This is a genomic window from Flavobacterium sp. WG21 (assembly GCF_000335775.1).
GTDB lineage: Bacteria > Bacteroidota > Bacteroidia > Flavobacteriales > Flavobacteriaceae > Flavobacterium > Flavobacterium tructae.
On the sequence record NZ_AMYW01000010.1, the window covers coordinates 74,620 to 90,018 of the forward strand.

19 protein-coding genes are annotated in these 15,399 nt (G+C 29.9%); all 19 read right to left on the bottom strand.

From position 1 onward, the window contains the following. Positions 1-235 precede the first annotated feature (235 nt). The 19 genes from C245_RS0109920 to C245_RS0110015 all read right to left on the bottom strand — a co-directional run bounded on the left by C245_RS0109920 (position 236) and on the right by C245_RS0110015 (position 15,211). Positions 236-1,234 (bottom strand): hypothetical protein, encoded by a 999-nt coding sequence (locus C245_RS0109920; protein ID WP_017496443.1) that lies wholly within the window; start codon positions 1,232-1,234, stop codon positions 236-238. Between the two features lie 6 nt (positions 1,235-1,240). Further along, positions 1,241-1,534, bottom strand: a complete 294-nt coding sequence (locus tag C245_RS24255) for a hypothetical protein (protein ID WP_157495813.1) — start codon at positions 1,532-1,534, stop codon at positions 1,241-1,243. Between the two features lie 32 nt (positions 1,535-1,566). Then, positions 1,567-1,980 carry a hypothetical protein gene (locus C245_RS0109930; RefSeq protein ID WP_017496445.1) on the bottom strand — a complete coding sequence of 138 codons (414 nt, stop codon included), beginning with the start codon at positions 1,978-1,980 and terminating at the stop codon, positions 1,567-1,569. A gap of 48 nt (positions 1,981-2,028) precedes the next feature. Further along, positions 2,029-2,829 (bottom strand): hypothetical protein, encoded by an 801-nt coding sequence (locus C245_RS0109935; protein ID WP_017496446.1) that lies wholly within the window; start codon positions 2,827-2,829, stop codon positions 2,029-2,031. 2 nt (positions 2,830-2,831) lie between these two features. Further along, entirely contained in the window at positions 2,832-3,794 is a 963-nt protein-coding gene (locus tag C245_RS0109940) for a hypothetical protein (RefSeq protein ID WP_035746492.1), read from the bottom strand. A 45-nt stretch (positions 3,795-3,839) separates the two neighbouring features. Further along, positions 3,840-4,568, bottom strand: a complete 729-nt coding sequence (locus C245_RS0109945) for a hypothetical protein (RefSeq protein WP_017496448.1) — start codon at positions 4,566-4,568, stop codon at positions 3,840-3,842. Positions 4,569-4,867: 299 nt separating this feature from the next. Next, positions 4,868-5,203 (bottom strand): hypothetical protein, encoded by a 336-nt coding sequence (locus tag C245_RS0109955; protein WP_017496450.1) that lies wholly within the window; start codon positions 5,201-5,203, stop codon positions 4,868-4,870. Between the two features lie 82 nt (positions 5,204-5,285). Beyond that, a complete protein-coding gene (locus C245_RS0109960) occupies positions 5,286-6,017 on the bottom strand; it encodes a YARHG domain-containing protein (RefSeq protein WP_017496451.1) in 732 nt (243 codons plus the stop codon). Positions 6,018-6,357: 340 nt separating this feature from the next. Then, on the bottom strand, positions 6,358-7,113 hold the full coding sequence (locus C245_RS0109965; RefSeq protein ID WP_081603529.1) for a carboxypeptidase-like regulatory domain-containing protein: 756 nt from the start codon (positions 7,111-7,113) through the stop codon (positions 6,358-6,360). Between the two features lie 38 nt (positions 7,114-7,151). Next, complete coding sequence (locus C245_RS22890) at positions 7,152-7,613, bottom strand: hypothetical protein (RefSeq protein WP_017496453.1); 462 nt, start codon at positions 7,611-7,613, stop codon at positions 7,152-7,154. 73 nt (positions 7,614-7,686) lie between these two features. Beyond that, positions 7,687-8,265 carry a hypothetical protein gene (locus tag C245_RS0109975; RefSeq protein WP_017496454.1) on the bottom strand — a complete coding sequence of 193 codons (579 nt, stop codon included), beginning with the start codon at positions 8,263-8,265 and terminating at the stop codon, positions 7,687-7,689. A 35-nt stretch (positions 8,266-8,300) separates the two neighbouring features. After that, a complete protein-coding gene (locus C245_RS0109980; RefSeq protein WP_035746480.1) occupies positions 8,301-9,041 on the bottom strand; it encodes a hypothetical protein in 741 nt (246 codons plus the stop codon). 30 nt (positions 9,042-9,071) lie between these two features. Then, the gene (locus C245_RS0109985) at positions 9,072-10,214 is read right to left on the bottom strand and encodes a hypothetical protein (protein WP_017496456.1); all 1,143 of its coding nucleotides are present in this window, start codon (positions 10,212-10,214) and stop codon (positions 9,072-9,074) included. Positions 10,215-10,265: 51 nt separating this feature from the next. Further along, complete coding sequence (locus C245_RS0109990) at positions 10,266-10,967, bottom strand: M949_RS01915 family surface polysaccharide biosynthesis protein (protein WP_017496457.1); 702 nt, start codon at positions 10,965-10,967, stop codon at positions 10,266-10,268. 12 nt (positions 10,968-10,979) lie between these two features. Then, positions 10,980-11,288, bottom strand: a complete 309-nt coding sequence (locus C245_RS0109995; protein WP_017496458.1) for a hypothetical protein — start codon at positions 11,286-11,288, stop codon at positions 10,980-10,982. Between the two features lie 2 nt (positions 11,289-11,290). After that, complete coding sequence (locus C245_RS0110000; protein WP_017496459.1) at positions 11,291-11,902, bottom strand: hypothetical protein; 612 nt, start codon at positions 11,900-11,902, stop codon at positions 11,291-11,293. Positions 11,903-12,053: 151 nt separating this feature from the next. Beyond that, complete coding sequence (locus C245_RS22895; RefSeq protein WP_157495815.1) at positions 12,054-12,320, bottom strand: FUSC family protein; 267 nt, start codon at positions 12,318-12,320, stop codon at positions 12,054-12,056. 213 nt (positions 12,321-12,533) lie between these two features. Continuing rightward, positions 12,534-14,462 carry a histidine kinase gene (locus C245_RS0110010; protein ID WP_017496461.1) on the bottom strand — a complete coding sequence of 643 codons (1,929 nt, stop codon included), beginning with the start codon at positions 14,460-14,462 and terminating at the stop codon, positions 12,534-12,536. Further along, positions 14,462-15,211 carry a LytTR family DNA-binding domain-containing protein gene (locus tag C245_RS0110015; protein WP_017496462.1) on the bottom strand — a complete coding sequence of 250 codons (750 nt, stop codon included), beginning with the start codon at positions 15,209-15,211 and terminating at the stop codon, positions 14,462-14,464. The genes C245_RS0110010 and C245_RS0110015 overlap by 1 nt, the downstream gene beginning before the upstream one ends. Positions 15,212-15,399: the final 188 nt, after the last annotated feature.

Consider the following 15,399-nt stretch of genomic DNA (forward strand, 5'->3'; position numbering starts at 1 on the left):
TTGACGGGAGAAAGCAGTAGAAATACTATTGTTAAGAAAACACTTGTCAGCAGCGATATAAAATAAACATCTTCAATAAAAGAGCAATCTATACATCCACTTGACATTCTTTCAGAAAATTCCCCCATAGACCAGTAAATCTCGATAAAGGTACCTGCAAAAAATAGCAACGCCATAAATAGTGTTTTCTTCAAAACCCGGATTATCTTATTTTGGAATATTTGTTTCATTAATTTTATGGTTTCTGAGGATATAAATCTCTTAAAGGAATAACGATACCGTTTTTAGAAATTTCGCATTTAGAATAGGCATTTTTACTGAGCTTGAACGTCAAGGTAGTCGCTTCTAAAGCATCGGTTTTATTTAGTTTTCTGAAGGCATTTAAAATTTCAATCGGACTCAATGCGTATTGAATATTATATTCTTTTTTGTTTTTATTTTTCCAATAAATGTAAAATGTTCTTGGAATATTCCGAGCCACAGCTGTATCATTATCGGTCGCGATTTCTATTTTTTCGTCTATAAAAGAATAGGCGTAAACACTTGTCAATACATCTTGTTCATCCATTTCAATCTTCAAAAACCATTTGTATTGATTTTGAAGTAAATCTGAAAAATCGGTAATATTCTCAATACCTTCATAACCATTATATTTTCCTCCTAAAGATTTTTCATAAACCAGCATATTCAAATTTCCTGTCGTTTCTTTGGCCTTAAACGTTGCTACAAGTTGGGTTTCGGCATTTTCTTCTTCATTTTTAATTATTTTCAGCTGAATTTTACCTTTTGGATGAATTTCTAAAGTTAAAACAGGAATATTCGTCTTTTCTTTAACCCAATCTTTCATTTTTTGATAAGGAAGCGGAGTGCTAAGCCGATAAAATTTACGCTCGTCGATAGAGAAATATTTCAAATTTAAAGAATCGGGCAGAAGTTCTTTTTCCCAGATTTTAAAATCAACAGAATTTTCACTTTTAGCACTTGTTAGTTCTTTTGAATCATAATCAATACCGCTTTCAGAATTGTTGAAATTATTAGAAAAAACGGCTTCTATAATTTTGATGGCATTTGAATTTTCTGACGAAGAATCTTCTTCCACACTATGAATTTCGGCTTTCCAAAACAGCTTATCGTGCTCTCTATTTTTAAATCTTACGGCAAAATTGAGAATAACTAATACTCCGAGAATTACAGCTAAGAAAATGTTGATATAATCTAATGTTGTTTTTTTCATACTCTATTAGTGTTGATATGCTCCTCCTAAAGCCATTAAAAAAGACAATACCACAAATAGGATAATGGAAACAACGAGAAGAAATATCGAAAAATATCTAAATTCTTTTTTATACGTCATCTCTTTTACAAAAAACAAAAGTAAAAGCGAAATTAAAGGCACTATAAAGAAAACTACGGGCAACAGAAAACCTGCATATTCAGACGATGGCACTATCAAATTGGTGTATTCTATATAAATGTAGAGCAGTACTTCTATGCAAAACAACAGAAAAACTGTAATAAAGGGATTGCTTTTCATTGATTAGTTCGCGTTTGGATATAGAAATTTCATTATTCTGATTTTATAAACGACAAATATTTTTCATCGCATTGTGTAAAATGTTCATATTCATTCATCGAGTTTCCATAATTCTGAATTTGGATTTTATTTTCGCTGTACATTCCTCCCATTTTTCCAAAAGTGAGATAGAGAACATTATCACTTTTTCGCTTTTTAAGTTTACCTTTTGCAATTATTTTATTCTTATCAAAAACTAAAAACAAATACGCTCCCGCTTTCTTCTCAATTTTAATCTTAAATCTCGAATTTTCGCAAGATGTCAAAACATAAACACCTGTAATATCGGGATCGCTATTATCTCTAAATATATTTTTCGTTTGATTTATACTTTTAAAGCTGACTAATGATAAAAATGCTACCATCATTATTGCACTAAATGTTAACTTTTGGGTTAGTTTTTTCATTTCTAATTGTTTTTTATTTTTCAAAAAAATAGCTTTAACTCTCTTTTATCAATACGAAACAATGTTGTAATTTTTATCAATCTTAAAATATTTTGTTTCCTCACCTCCTATCCTGCCAATTTCTTCATGAGATAAAAACCCGTTTTGATTCGCTTTAAGCAAGAGAAAACATTCTGAGTCTGCTCTTGAAACAGATACAATTAATGTGGTTGAATGAATATCGTTTTTAATAAAAAAACATTTATATTTTTCTCCTTCATACCCAATTGAAACTAAATATTCTTCGGTTACAGCCGTAGGATGATAACTGTTTTCAATTGGATTGGGTAAATTATTTATGTACTCTTTTAAATCAAATGGAACATTCATTAATTGATAAGGCTCATCATCGGCTACGAATGCTATTTCTTCTGAATTTACTTGTTTCGCAACACTTTTGGGATACACTTTAAGTCCGATTTCTAAAAGCTTTTCTCTCAATAAGGAGTTGTTATCATTTAAGATATTTCCCTGATTCTTATTCAAATGAATACTGCTCAAGTTTTTATTTTGGTCACTTTCAAAAAGGTAGGTTTCAAAATATTCGCCTTCGATTTTTTCGTCAATATATTGTGTGATTTCAAATTTTATTTCAACCGAATTGGTGTTGATTTTTCTTGAAATTTCGTCATAAATCATTGCACATCCCGAACCACAGTCGATGGTAAATGATTCTTTGTTTGCAGTATTACTTTGATTCTGGACAACAGTATTTTTTAAATTCTCTTTTGAAACATTTTCCTCATTATTACTTTTACAACTCAACAAAGCAAGCTGTAAAAAAATCGAAAGAAGTATCTTTTTTTTCATTGTTATCTGTTAATTTGAAAATCATCAATTTTCCAGCCGTTTTTTTGTTTTACCAAAGCAAAAATAGCACTGTACTTTTCTGCTTTTTTGTCTTTAAAAGTAATTTCCCAATCTTCATTAATAGTAACTTTTTCTCCAAAACTACCACTGCCACCCAGAGCTTTTATGCTAACAATGTTCTGATAAAAAATCAAATCTCTTTCGATTTTCTTTATCATTTTTTCCGTACAGTATTCTTTTGCCGTTTCAATTTGCCGCTGTGCCATTGCATAACGAAAATAATCAGCAGTACCATTTGCACTTAATTTAGAAATAAAACCAACCGAATTTTCATCTTTAATTAATTCGCACACAATCGTACCATTCTCGCTCATAATGGTTACAATTCCGTCTTGGTATTTTACTGTAATTATTGCTTCTTCATTATTTTCTTTCTTGCTGTATTCTGTGCGCTTTATGATTTTGACGGCTCTGTTTTGGTTATCATATTCGTTGGTAATGCTTTCGGTGCGGTTATAATTTTCGCCCACAAAATATTTTTTTTCGTACCGTAACACAAAACATTTTGAATTGTAAACTGTTTTTATTTCTTTCCGAACCTCATAACTTCCAAATTCTAAATAGGTTTCAATCATGGTATTGTCTTTATACACATATTTTGCACGCTCTTTCTTAGTGTATGAAGTCGTATCTTCTTTCTCAATTTTTTCCCAATCTTTTTTATAGGAGAAAAAATTATTCAAATCGTTTTTTTTGTAAACAACACCATCAATTTTTTCAATAAGAGTGTCTTTATTTTTAAAATTTAAAAATTTATTGGTTTTGAAAACTTCGTAAGCAGTTGTCGAAAGTTTTTCTTTTTTTGAAAGAGAATACACTTCTGAAATCACCAGTGGTTCTGGATTCTCCTGCGCATTGCATCTCATCAAAGAGGATAAAAGCATAAAAAGTAAAATATTTTTCATAAACATTATGTTCATTTTTTAGTAGTTTTTCTTTCTGTTAAGTCTTTACTCTATAAAATTCTCATACTCATTTGTAGTCAAGACCAAACTCCTAAATGGATAAATAGAATTCTTGTCCTCCTCATTGTACTCCTTCGTAATGTTATACACATTCTTTCCATTAATTCTGTTCTCTCCAAGTCCAGTAAAATAAAATGCTGTTGTCCCATTTTTTCTATTTGAGCGAAATAAAACCATTGTCCTTTTGTGCTTGGCTGAATAGTAAATTACATGATTCGTAGTTTCTTCCATTAATTTAAAATCCCCTGAAATTTTTTGTTCATTGTCAACACAGCCATGTTCGTGCTCCATAAATTGGATGTTCTTTGGGAATATTAATTTGTCACCAAGTTTCAAGTTAAAACTAATATCAGTAGAATAACAGTCCGGTGCTCCGCAATCAAGTCCGTGTACATTAAACGGTATATTCACGGTAACGCTGTCATTGAAAATTGTCGCCACATTCCTTATATACATTTCCTGAAGAAAGCTTTCTTTCAATATTTTATTTTTCTTTCCTTTTAAAATTTTATTCCGAAGGGAGTCTTGATGTTTTTCCCAATTAATAGAGTCTTTCTGGGGCGTTTTGTTATTTACCTTTTCCACTTTCACTAAAACAGCTGAATTATTAGCGCTATCCAACGAAGTTGTATTCCCGGATATTTTAGTCTGTTCGATTTGTTGTTTACATGAACATAAAACTAATATTGTCAAAAATGTAAGTATTTGTCTCATTCTTAAAATTATTGGTAACGTTAGCCGTTCGGTTTTTTAGTATAAATCGTTTTCAAATGGCTCTACATCTTGTATTTTTGGTAGCGGTCTTATTACTACTTTTGTTGTAGATTTACTTTCGATTTCATCGGTACCGACTTTTTCCATTTTTTCATACCTTAATCCTGTTGAAAGATTAAAATCTATTATTCGAATTATTTGTGGATTTTCTAAATAGGATGCAGAATAACCAATTAATTCAAAATTTCCGTTTTGAAACCTAAATTTGTGTTCTAAATGCCCCCGTAAAAGCCCATAATTTACAATAACAATGTTTTTTTTATGGTAATATTTTCTAGACTATTTCCAGTTAAAAATCCGTTTCTACCATTTGGATATTGAGGAGCAATAATTTTTCTCGAAGTTGCAATAGTTTTATAATCCCCATTTGAATTGGCAAAAAATATTTCTAATTTAAATGGTGCAATTTCGTTTACAGTATCCTGCATAACTACTACTTTATCATCTAATTTATCATTATTCAAATCGCCTTTAACCTCTGTTATTTTAAAATTAAAATTTTCTTTTAGATTTATCGTTTGGGAATTCGCAAAAAACTGAATTAAAATAAAATTCATTAACAATAATCTTTTCATATTTTTTTTAAGTATTTTGTTTTAAGCTGATTGCTAACTAATCAATTGCATTCCCGAAAAGCCTTTATTTATGTAAGTTTCTTTATCCTGCGACTGACAATCTGATAAATTTCAGTTTGTTATTTTTAAATTCAAATTGCCAATTATACATAAATTCATTTTCGGAATGATAGTCTGTAAATTCGTCAAAATTTTCAATAATTTCAGAATGAGTCATGTAGTTGTAATAGACATTTATCTTTTCTTCATTTATTGAAATTTCATAAACAATTTTTACAAAACCATTGTCTGTCGTGGTACTATTGAGCCCTTTATTTTTATAATAGTTTATATCGTCAAGATTGATTTTATTTAAAACCTCTTTAAGCGATTTCGGTTCATCATCTCCAGTCTGATTTTCGTAGAAAAAATTAAATTTAGATTTAAGTTCTTCTTTATTGCCTGTTAAAACAAGGTTTTTAAAAACTTTTAACTGATTGGTTAATTGAGCTTGTTTTGCTTTGAGTGACTTTGTTATGTCTTGAAAAAATTTTATGTTTTGTTTTTCGATTTCATTAAATACGATGCTTTTGTTGTCATTCTTTGCTTTGTACCACGCCTTCCCAGCAAAGTAATCTTCAAATCTGCCTCTTTCAAACTGATACCCTTTTCTTGCAAATATTTCATTTGTTAAAAGTCGGATTTCGTCAATGCTCAAACCATTGATTTGTTTTTGTGTGATTATTTTTGTCGAGCAACTCGAGCAATCTTTTAGTACTTGAGCTGTTGTTTTAAAGCAGCAAAATACCAATAGTATAAATAATATTTTTTTCATTTTAGTCCCCTTTTTAAATGATAAATAAGACAATAACAAATTACAGGAACAGCTGTAAATACGACTATCATCATTGACGAAAATTGAAACAAGAACTCTCCAAACTCTTTGCTTTCGCTAAAGCACCAAACTTCATTACCCTAAATATCAACTCTATTACTGTTCTTCTTATAAAATTACAATAGTTTCTATTTTCAATACAAATTTGAAAATTAAAAGGGCACAAATTTTAGTCGATATAAATTCGCCTCAAATGATTCGATATTCGTGAAGCTCTTTTTTAAATCCGTTTTTTTTCTCTTTTTATATGCTATATACTAAATAGTAGCTATTATCTTTTTTATCTGAATGGTTTTGTTATTTTTCGCCATATTCTTCCGGCAAAACTTATTCTTTTTCTTGTTACTATAAATTCAGTTAATTTAGCTTCCCGCCCTACTAAAACAATTACACCTAAGTCTGTACTTTTACTTTCAGTACTTATTTCAATCTCTTTTTGTTCAAATCCAATAGCTCCTATTGATAGTATAATTTTTTCATTTTCAAGGCCTGGCAAATATTTCATTTGAAAATCACCATTCTCATTTGTTACAGTTCCCGTTTTAGTTCCTTTAATTATTATATAGGCATAAGCATCGGTTAGGTTTTTTTTTGCGATCGAATCATAATATTCAACTTTACCGCTTATTAAAATTGAATCATGACCTATTTTAACTTGTTCCGTACATTCTTCATTCTTCTCTTTGTCATTGTAAACTTTGTTTAAACAATATTTTTCAATTTCTTTATTTTCTTTGTTTTCTGAATTTGCTAATGAAGTCGTTGCCATTAAAGTAGTCAATCCAACACTTAAAGGGATGTTTTTTTTTGATTGTTTAATTTTTGCCAATTGTTCAGGTAAATAAAAACCACACGTAGATTCATTGGTTTCAGCCATTTTAAAAGCAATATCAGTAAAAGACATTTTTGAAAAATCGATGATTGTCTTATTGCATCTCTGACATAAACGTCCGATTTCATTCGGTTGCATTTCGTCCCAATACATATCACATTTCTTTAATCTTTTTAGACTATTCTTAAAATTTTCTAATTCCATTTCGGTTTATTTTTTGAAACAACAATTAACTTTTGCGCTTATTTTATTTTGGCATAAATTTTTCCTTTCCAAAACATTAGCTTTTCTGGATTTTCGGGATGGTCAAACTTCATATCAAATTGGGCTTTTAAGATGTCTTTTTGCATCACTTTTTTGTCCATTTTTATATTGCCTTCCTTACATAGATAGGTGTATTTTCCGCCAGCAATACTATTCAGCTCAATTCTTGGATTTCTGATGACATTATTGACAATATAAAAACGTAACGAACAATGGGTTGCCGCATTTGCCATGGTATAACACTCAATCGTGTCTTTATGCAATCGTTTTGCTGTTATTTCGGTAACGCCCGCATATTCGTAACACCAGGCCTCACATTTTAAACTGTGCTTTCGTGAAAAAGAAAAATCGCCATCCAGATTTTCGACCCATTGTATCTCGAAATCTTTGAAAGAAAATAGGCCAAAAACAAGACTGAATAAAAGGATTGTATATTTCATTTTGAAAATGTTGGCTTAAAGTTTTCGGGAACATTTTGATGCTTTGCGTTCACGAGTGACATTAAACCTTTTATTAGCGAGAGTTTTTTATACGCTCTAATTTTTGTATTAATTCATAACTGTTTCCGCCTCCACAAAAAGAATGAATTACTTTTCCATTTGAGTTAATAAGAATTTTAGCCGGACTACAATACATATTATAATTTAAAATTTCAGGTTTGTTTTTCGATTTTGTATTGTCAATTTGCTCAAATAAAATTTTAGAATTTTTCAAATATTCATTCAGTTCGTTTTGGTTTTCAACATAGCCCTCAATTATACCTACAAACTCGATTTTGCTTTTATATGCCTTATAAATTTCATTTAATTCTTTAGTCATATCATAAGTATCACTCATTTTTAAGTAGGACTTGTCATAAATGAATACCACCAAATTTTTGTTTTTAAAATATTGAGAATTAAATAGTTTACCACTTAAAGTTTTCGCAGAAAAATGCTTTGGTGTTGCATTCATAAAAAAATCAATTTGATTTTTTCTCAATTCCTGAGCTTGCTTTTGAAGTTCTTTTAAATTATTCTCCTCTTGTTCTTTTTTGTTCTGACAAGAAATCAGAAACGGCAAAATGGCTAGTAGTGCTAAAATTCTATTCATCCTAAATTTATAATTATGGTTATTGAGTGAAACTTTTATTTAAATTCATTAAGTTCATCATTGCCCAAATCGTATTCATAAAGTTTGTGATTTTCGGTATCGTAATACAGCCATTGAAAAATATTGGTCCGATTTTCAAATTCATAACCAATTCCCATAACTGTAAAATCTCTGTTTTCTCTTTTTCGATTTTCTATCGAATAATTTATTTGTTCTTTACTTTTGAGATGAAGTTGCAAAAGTTTGTTTTTTGAGTTGGCAATGTAATATTCTGTCACTAAATAGATATCGTCTAAAAAACCCTGCGAGTAATTTTCCTGCTCACTCCAATGATATTTAAATTCTGTTTTCTGCTCTTTTCTCAACTTAGAAACATTGCCATCTTTAATTTTATTAACCGAAACCAACCAATCCTCAAGCATTGGCGTTTCTCCATCACCTGCAATATAAATGGTATCTTTTTTCCATTGAATTTCACAAATATCGCCTCTTAACAAACTCCGGTCCTCATTTTTATCATTAACAAAACCGTATGATTCATCTCCTTTTTTTACTTGAATATACGAATAGTCTCCGTCGTCATTGTAGGCTACAAATTCGAAAACATCCTTAAAAATTTCTTCTTTAGTCTGGACAATTTTAAGATCAGTTTGTTTTGTTTTGGATTGATTTGTTTTTTTTATCTCGGCTGTATTTTTTGTTTTATTTTCACAAGATTGCAGAACGAAACTTAAAAAAGTTATCATTGATAAAAATAATGTTCGGTTATTTTTCATTGTTTTTCTTTTGATTGTGGGCGGAAGTTTTTATTTTACAAACATTCCCGAAAACAACATTTTTTTGTCAAAATTCAACGTTGTTTTGTAAGGTCCATTTTTTATTTCAATGTAGTTTGCGAATTTTAAACTTTCATAATCAATTATTGAATTTTTGTCGAATAATTTGACCACATCTTCGAATTTCATACCTGTTTTCAATCCGTTTTCAAATGAAATTTCAACCTTCCTAAAATCGTTTATAGCATATCCCATAATTTGGTTTTCTTTCCTGTTTTCAGGATTCTTTTTACTTGCAGATAAATAAAAATAGAAATCATGATATTCATTTTGATACATAATTTCATTTACATTTCCTGTACTTCCATCAATTTCTACCATCCGTTCAAAATTTTTGTTGGTTTGAGATTGCACAAAATCGTCTTCGGTTGATTTTCCCACAATTAAATTGTTTAGATTCCAATTTTTATCGATTTTTATGATGGGTTTGTTTTTAGTATCTTCAGGTTTTGTTGCATTTTTCATCAATTCTTGGGTGTATTTTTCGTTGTCGCAACCTCCAAAATCAAGAAGTCCGTTAAAAGTATCCCAATAACACGTTTTAGATAAATTGGTGTTGTTTAAAATGATGAGTCTGTCATAATCGGGTGCAAAAAAAATATATTTGTTTTCCTTTTTCAGGTTCCAATATAAACCATTATCTGTATTTGGATTTTTTGCACCCTTGCCATATTTTAACTCAATTTTCTTTAAAATTTCCGATTTTAAACCCGGAGTTTTCATTTCTATTCTCAGTCCGTAAATTTTATTCTCGGCATTAAAATTTTGTAACGTATTCGATAATTCGTTTTCATTTTTGATTGGTTTTAAATCAATATGAGCACCACCAAATCTTGAAATACTGTCTGTTTTGAGTTTTTCGGCGTTTATTTGAAAGATGATTTTTTGTCCTTCCAGATCAATTCCTTCAAAACTATATTTTTCAGATTTTTTTACTTCAATTAATAAACAAAACGGATATTCTACAGTTTCAACACCAATACGTAAATTGTCATTAAAATCTATCACATTTTTTATTGGTTCGTTTAGATTTAATTTTAGTACATCTATTTTCTTTTGTCCGTTGCAAGAAATCATAAAGGGTAAAATGGCAAGTAGTAAAAGTTGTTTCATAAAATAAGCCTAAAGGTTAAAAAAATCAATATTAATCAAAATATTGAAAAATCAGTTAATTATATTTTTATTCCATAAGTTGATTGCAAAGTTTCTAAAAACTTTTGGGCTTTTTTCAAATGCTGCATCAAATTTATAATTGCCGCCTTCAAATGTTTTTTCTCCGTTATCGTCAATTCCTACTTGAACCTTGCTTTCTCCGCGCAGAGCAAATTTTTGTTTTCCTTCATACATGATAATTTTCATTTCGCAAGGACTCACATCGCCATGGCATACAATTTTGTACATTAACCAAATTTCGGCAATTCCGTTATGGTCTAAATCAGTAATTTTAAAGGTGTTTTTTACAAATGACGCCACAATATCAACCGGACAATCATCGATGTAATCATATACTTTCCAAGTTTGAATTACCTGGTTGTTTTTTACTAAAAAATGATACCCAAATAATTCTGCATCACCACTTTCGTCATATTCATGCTGAAATTTTTCATTTCTGCGGCTTCCTGTTTCTGTAGTGATTACAATATTATCCCCTAATTGATCTTTCCATCGAACGGCATTTTTTATGAATCCTTCATATTTTAATGATTTTGGAAATTGTGAAGAATCAATATCAATTATTTGTAAATTTTCCTTTTTCGGCTCAATTGATTTTTCATTTTCAAGTTCTATTCTAAGCTGTTTTGTTTCCTGCTTGCAACCAATAAAACTTGCACTCGATAGTATTAAAATTAGAATCCGTTTTTTCATTTTTTAATTGGGTTAAAAAATTCCGTTAGCATAAACTAAAGCAATGACCAAAATAGTTATAAATAAACTCAAAATCATTGCTGCATTACGCAAATTAGTTTGTTGTCGTTTCTTAAATATGTAAATTTCTACTAGCAGAAATAGTAAAAATACAATTGAAAAAATCAAGCTTAATTCAAAAATCCTATCAATTTCGGCAATAAAACTAAAGCTATCTTGTTGTATGTATTCTGGCAAAGTATAATAAGCTCCGTTGTAAATTATTAGGAGAGCCCCCAATACTATTGCAATTCTGATTAATATGAATTTGTGTGTTTTCATCTCTATATTCCGTCCGCAAAACCCGGATTATTGCATTTAAAGTTTTTTGGGGTTTCAATTTCAATAAATTTCATTTCATTCAAATTTATTTCCCAAAGTTTATGAATGTTTGTCAGAATTGCTTTTGAATTATCCTCGTATTCCATTAAATACTTGCTTTCTTCTCTATTTTCTAATTTTAAAGTAATTGTTGAATAACATTTTTTTGGATAACTACTTCTGACAATCAGTTCATCTTTTATTACAAAATTTGCTTTTACTTCGTCATAATAATTAATAAATTGCTCTATCGTTATTTTACTTTTTCCATTTCTGCAATTGCCAACTTTTAAAGAATATTCTGAAACTGCATATTTTTTATTTTCAGAATATTCTTCAATCATTGCCCCAAAACATATGTGAAAATTATACTTATTTAATTCTTTCGTTGTTCTTCCTATAAAGGAAATATCCAAACTATCTTTATAAATTACTTGAGCCGTTTGCAAATTAATTTTTCCTGAATTATCACTTTTTGTATTTGGCTTAATTTCTAATTTGCTTTTCTTCTGCAAATTATCATTACAACTTATTAGTAGTTGTCCAATTATAAAAAGATAAATTATTTTCTTCATTTTACTTAATCTGTTTGTTAATTACGGATTTTTCAAAAATTATCGCCAATTAAATGGTAATAGCGTACAAATTTTAAAAATGATAATGTTGAATCTCAACCGATATAAATTCGTCTGAAATAATTAAATATTTGTGAAAATTCCTTTGTTTTTATGCCTTTTTTGAGTTTCGAGATTCTAATTCTTTCTCCATTTCTCGATACAATATTTCATTATTTTTAGAATTTTTAATAATTAGGTACCCGATTATTAGAGGAAAGAAAGTAAAAAATCCAAAGACTTTTTGCACAACGCTATAAATTGCGATTCCAATTGTAAGGCCAATAATTGCGGCATCAACTATTTTATCGGTTTTTAATTTTTTCATTTTCTGCAAAAGCTCTTGATCACTTAATCCTGTAAAGTATTCAGATTTCATATGTCTATTTTTATTATTGATTGTTAAATTTGATTTCCTTTTTTTTAGTTTATCTTCAACCGAATACAAATTTTAAAAAAAAGACAATGTAAATGCAAGCCAATATCAATTCGCTTGAAATAATTGAATATTCGTGAAGATTCTTTTTAAATCTGTATTAATTGAATATTTCTGTTTTTAAATTACAGTTCTTTCGACTTTAAAACTTTCGATCTACTTCTGGTTTTTTATGGGAAGTGCCAATAAAACAACCGTTCCTTTCTCATTCGAAACAATTTCAATATTTGTTTTTATTTTGTTTTCTCGGGCTAAAATCTCCAAACGTTCTCGGGCTATAGCACCCGATAAAGACTGATGATTCATCTCTAAATTCGATTTGTCCTGATACCCTTTTCCGTTATCTGTAATTTTTACCAGCAATTGATTCTCCTTCGCAACAATTTCCAACTTTATAAATCCTTTGTCAGACAGATTTCCAATACCGTGAATGATGGCGTTTTCAACAAAAGGCTGAATCAACATTGGCGGAATTAACAATGCCGATGTATCTGTATCGGGAATTATTATTTCGTAAGCAAACGTATATTCGAAACGCATTTGCTGCAAACTCAGGTAATTTTCTATTGCTTCAATCTCTTGATCGAGCGGAACATCATTTTTTCGGCTTAATTCTAAACTACTTCGAAGTAATTTACTAAACTGACTTAAATATTTTATCGATTTTTCTTTTTCGTCAAATCGGATAAAACTTTGCAATGCCGATAAAGTATTGAAAATAAAATGCGGTTCCATTTGAGTTCTCAGTAATTGCTGTTGCAATAAAATTTTCTCTTTTTCCTGCTTTTGTCTTTTTTGCCTTTGGAAAAAATAAAGCAACAACACCCACGAAACCGCCAAAAGGCCCAATAATCCAACAATAAACAGCAACAATTTATTACGTTCCAGACGATTTGTAGCAGAATCAATCGTTTTATTCAATCCGTAAATAGATTTGTCTTTGGCTTGCAGTTCGTAAATCGTCGCCATTTCTTCTGTCGCCTGAATGCCCGAATTTCTCAGAATATTATCTTTTAGTTCTAATACCTGATTCACTTCGTTCTGCGCTTTGAGATTATCGCCTTTAGCCAAATAAAAGTGCATTTTTGCCTTTTTATTCAGGCATTTTTCATAATATGACAAGATTTGAAAATGTTGCTTTTCAATTGTATCAGCCTTTTTAATTAAACTTTCTGCTTCGGGAAACTGTTTGGTTTGCACGTATAAATCGATAAGATTCGCCAAAGTCGTATACAGATTTTTTATTGCAATTGGTTTTTCGGGCTCTTCGGAGACCATTTCTGCATCATATTCTTTTACCAAATTATAATGCTGTATCGCTTTATCGTACTGCTCCCTTAGCAAATAATAATGTGCTATATGCTCATTAGTAAATCTAATTTGCATCGGATCATTCGTTTGTACCGAAATACTTTTTAGTTTTTTAATATAAAATAAAAGCGAATCTGTCTTGTAAATTTCACTTTCTTCACAAGCCGTAAACAATTGCGAATAAGCTCTAAAGTTGTATTTAAAATTATCTTCGGGCAGTTTTTTTAAAATTTTTAATACCAATTGGTTTTGCTCCACCGATTTTGGATATTGACTAATTTTGTTATTGTCCTGAGCCGCATTGAGCAAGCAAATCACTTTTGCCATTGGTTTACATTGCAGTGAATCGTCATTCATAATGATCGCCGCCGATTGATTAAAATAATAAACCGATTGGTAGAACTTGCCTTCGTGCTCTGAAATTAATCCGGCACCGTTGTAAATCGTAAATTTAAGCGCATTGAAACCTTTTTCTTTTTCGATTAAATTTAAAGCAATATTAATATGATTTTTGGCACTGTCTATATTGCTTTTAGCCAGATTCTTAGCCAAATTGTAATGTATAAACGCTAAAGTCGAACTTGTTTTTGAGAAATCTTTTTCTTTGAGCTTACCCGACCAAAAAATAAGTTTATCAATTTCAGGATTCTGATCTATGCTATCGCTGATTACCACTAATTTTTCGAGCACTTTTTCAGGATGAAGCAATTCTTTTTTGGATTTCTGCTGACAGGAAACTAATAAAATCAGCACAAAGAATACAATTTTGCGCATTATCTCAAAGGGTTTAAATGATCTATAACAAACTCTTTTCTGCGGGTCGCAACAGGAATTTCAGCAGCATTTTTCATAACAATTATGCCTGTTTTCATGTATTTGTCAATAAAATTTTTATTCACAATATAGGATTGATGTGTTTTTATAAAAAAGTCATCTGGCAGAATCTCTTCGTAGTATTTTAAAGGTTTCGAAGCGGTTACAATTTTATTATTTTCCTGATGAATTTGAGTATAAGAGCCTTCTCCCGAAAGATATATAATTTCATTCAGCCGAATTATCTGCATGCAATCTAAAGAAGTGATACAAATACTGGAACTCATTTCAATAGTTTTTACAGCACTGTATGCTTTCAAAACATTAATCTGCGTGAGATAATCAGTCTGTTTGACTTTCTTAACTTTTTGTATGGCTGCTGCAAATTCATCGCTGTCAACTGGTTTTAGAAGATAATCCAATGCGCCATACTTGATCGCTTTTATAGCAAAATGATTATAAGCCGTAATAAAAATGATTGGGCAGGAAACCTGTTCTAATTGATTCAATATATCGAAAGCTGTACCATCTGTCAGCTGAATATCCATCAAAATTAAATCAAGTTCTGTGTTTTTTATGATCTGCAATGACTCTTTTACCGAACCCGTCATAGCTTCTAACTTTAAGGATTCTTCTTGTGAAACCAACCATTGTAGTTCTTTTCGTATCGCCGGTTCGTCTTCTATAATTAAGGTTCGTATTTTGCTCATATATGAAATAACGGTTAAATAAATTCTTATTCAACAAATGATATTTTGCCTGAATACAATTTAAGCCACGAATATATCATTTTTTATTTCAAAGTTTTAATAGGGCAAATCTTGATTTTTATCTTTAAAGGAATACGAATTTAAAAAAGTTACTATCGAATTTCTTCCAACTTTCTCCGAATTTATAT

Coding starts and splice junctions, on each gene's coding strand:
- C245_RS0109920 (WP_017496443.1), bottom strand. CDS start 1,234: ATGAAAAAAACAACATTAGATTATATCAACATTTTCTTAGCTGTAATT.
- C245_RS24255 (WP_157495813.1), bottom strand. CDS start 1,534: ATGAAAAGCAATCCCTTTATTACAGTTTTTCTGTTGTTTTGCATAGAA.
- C245_RS0109930 (WP_017496445.1), bottom strand. CDS start 1,980: ATGAAAAAACTAACCCAAAAGTTAACATTTAGTGCAATAATGATGGTA.
- C245_RS0109935 (WP_017496446.1), bottom strand. CDS start 2,829: ATGAAAAAAAAGATACTTCTTTCGATTTTTTTACAGCTTGCTTTGTTG.
- C245_RS0109940 (WP_035746492.1), bottom strand. CDS start 3,794: ATGAAAAATATTTTACTTTTTATGCTTTTATCCTCTTTGATGAGATGC.
- C245_RS0109945 (WP_017496448.1), bottom strand. CDS start 4,568: ATGAGACAAATACTTACATTTTTGACAATATTAGTTTTATGTTCATGT.
- C245_RS0109955 (WP_017496450.1), bottom strand. CDS start 5,203: ATGAAAAGATTATTGTTAATGAATTTTATTTTAATTCAGTTTTTTGCG.
- C245_RS0109960 (WP_017496451.1), bottom strand. CDS start 6,017: ATGAAAAAAATATTATTTATACTATTGGTATTTTGCTGCTTTAAAACA.
- C245_RS0109965 (WP_081603529.1), bottom strand. CDS start 7,113: ATGGAATTAGAAAATTTTAAGAATAGTCTAAAAAGATTAAAGAAATGT.
- C245_RS22890 (WP_017496453.1), bottom strand. CDS start 7,613: ATGAAATATACAATCCTTTTATTCAGTCTTGTTTTTGGCCTATTTTCT.
- C245_RS0109975 (WP_017496454.1), bottom strand. CDS start 8,265: ATGAATAGAATTTTAGCACTACTAGCCATTTTGCCGTTTCTGATTTCT.
- C245_RS0109980 (WP_035746480.1), bottom strand. CDS start 9,041: ATGAAAAATAACCGAACATTATTTTTATCAATGATAACTTTTTTAAGT.
- C245_RS0109985 (WP_017496456.1), bottom strand. CDS start 10,214: ATGAAACAACTTTTACTACTTGCCATTTTACCCTTTATGATTTCTTGC.
- C245_RS0109990 (WP_017496457.1), bottom strand. CDS start 10,967: ATGAAAAAACGGATTCTAATTTTAATACTATCGAGTGCAAGTTTTATT.
- C245_RS0109995 (WP_017496458.1), bottom strand. CDS start 11,288: ATGAAAACACACAAATTCATATTAATCAGAATTGCAATAGTATTGGGG.
- C245_RS0110000 (WP_017496459.1), bottom strand. CDS start 11,902: ATGAAGAAAATAATTTATCTTTTTATAATTGGACAACTACTAATAAGT.
- C245_RS22895 (WP_157495815.1), bottom strand. CDS start 12,320: ATGAAATCTGAATACTTTACAGGATTAAGTGATCAAGAGCTTTTGCAG.
- C245_RS0110010 (WP_017496461.1), bottom strand. CDS start 14,462: ATGCGCAAAATTGTATTCTTTGTGCTGATTTTATTAGTTTCCTGTCAG.
- C245_RS0110015 (WP_017496462.1), bottom strand. CDS start 15,211: ATGAGCAAAATACGAACCTTAATTATAGAAGACGAACCGGCGATACGA.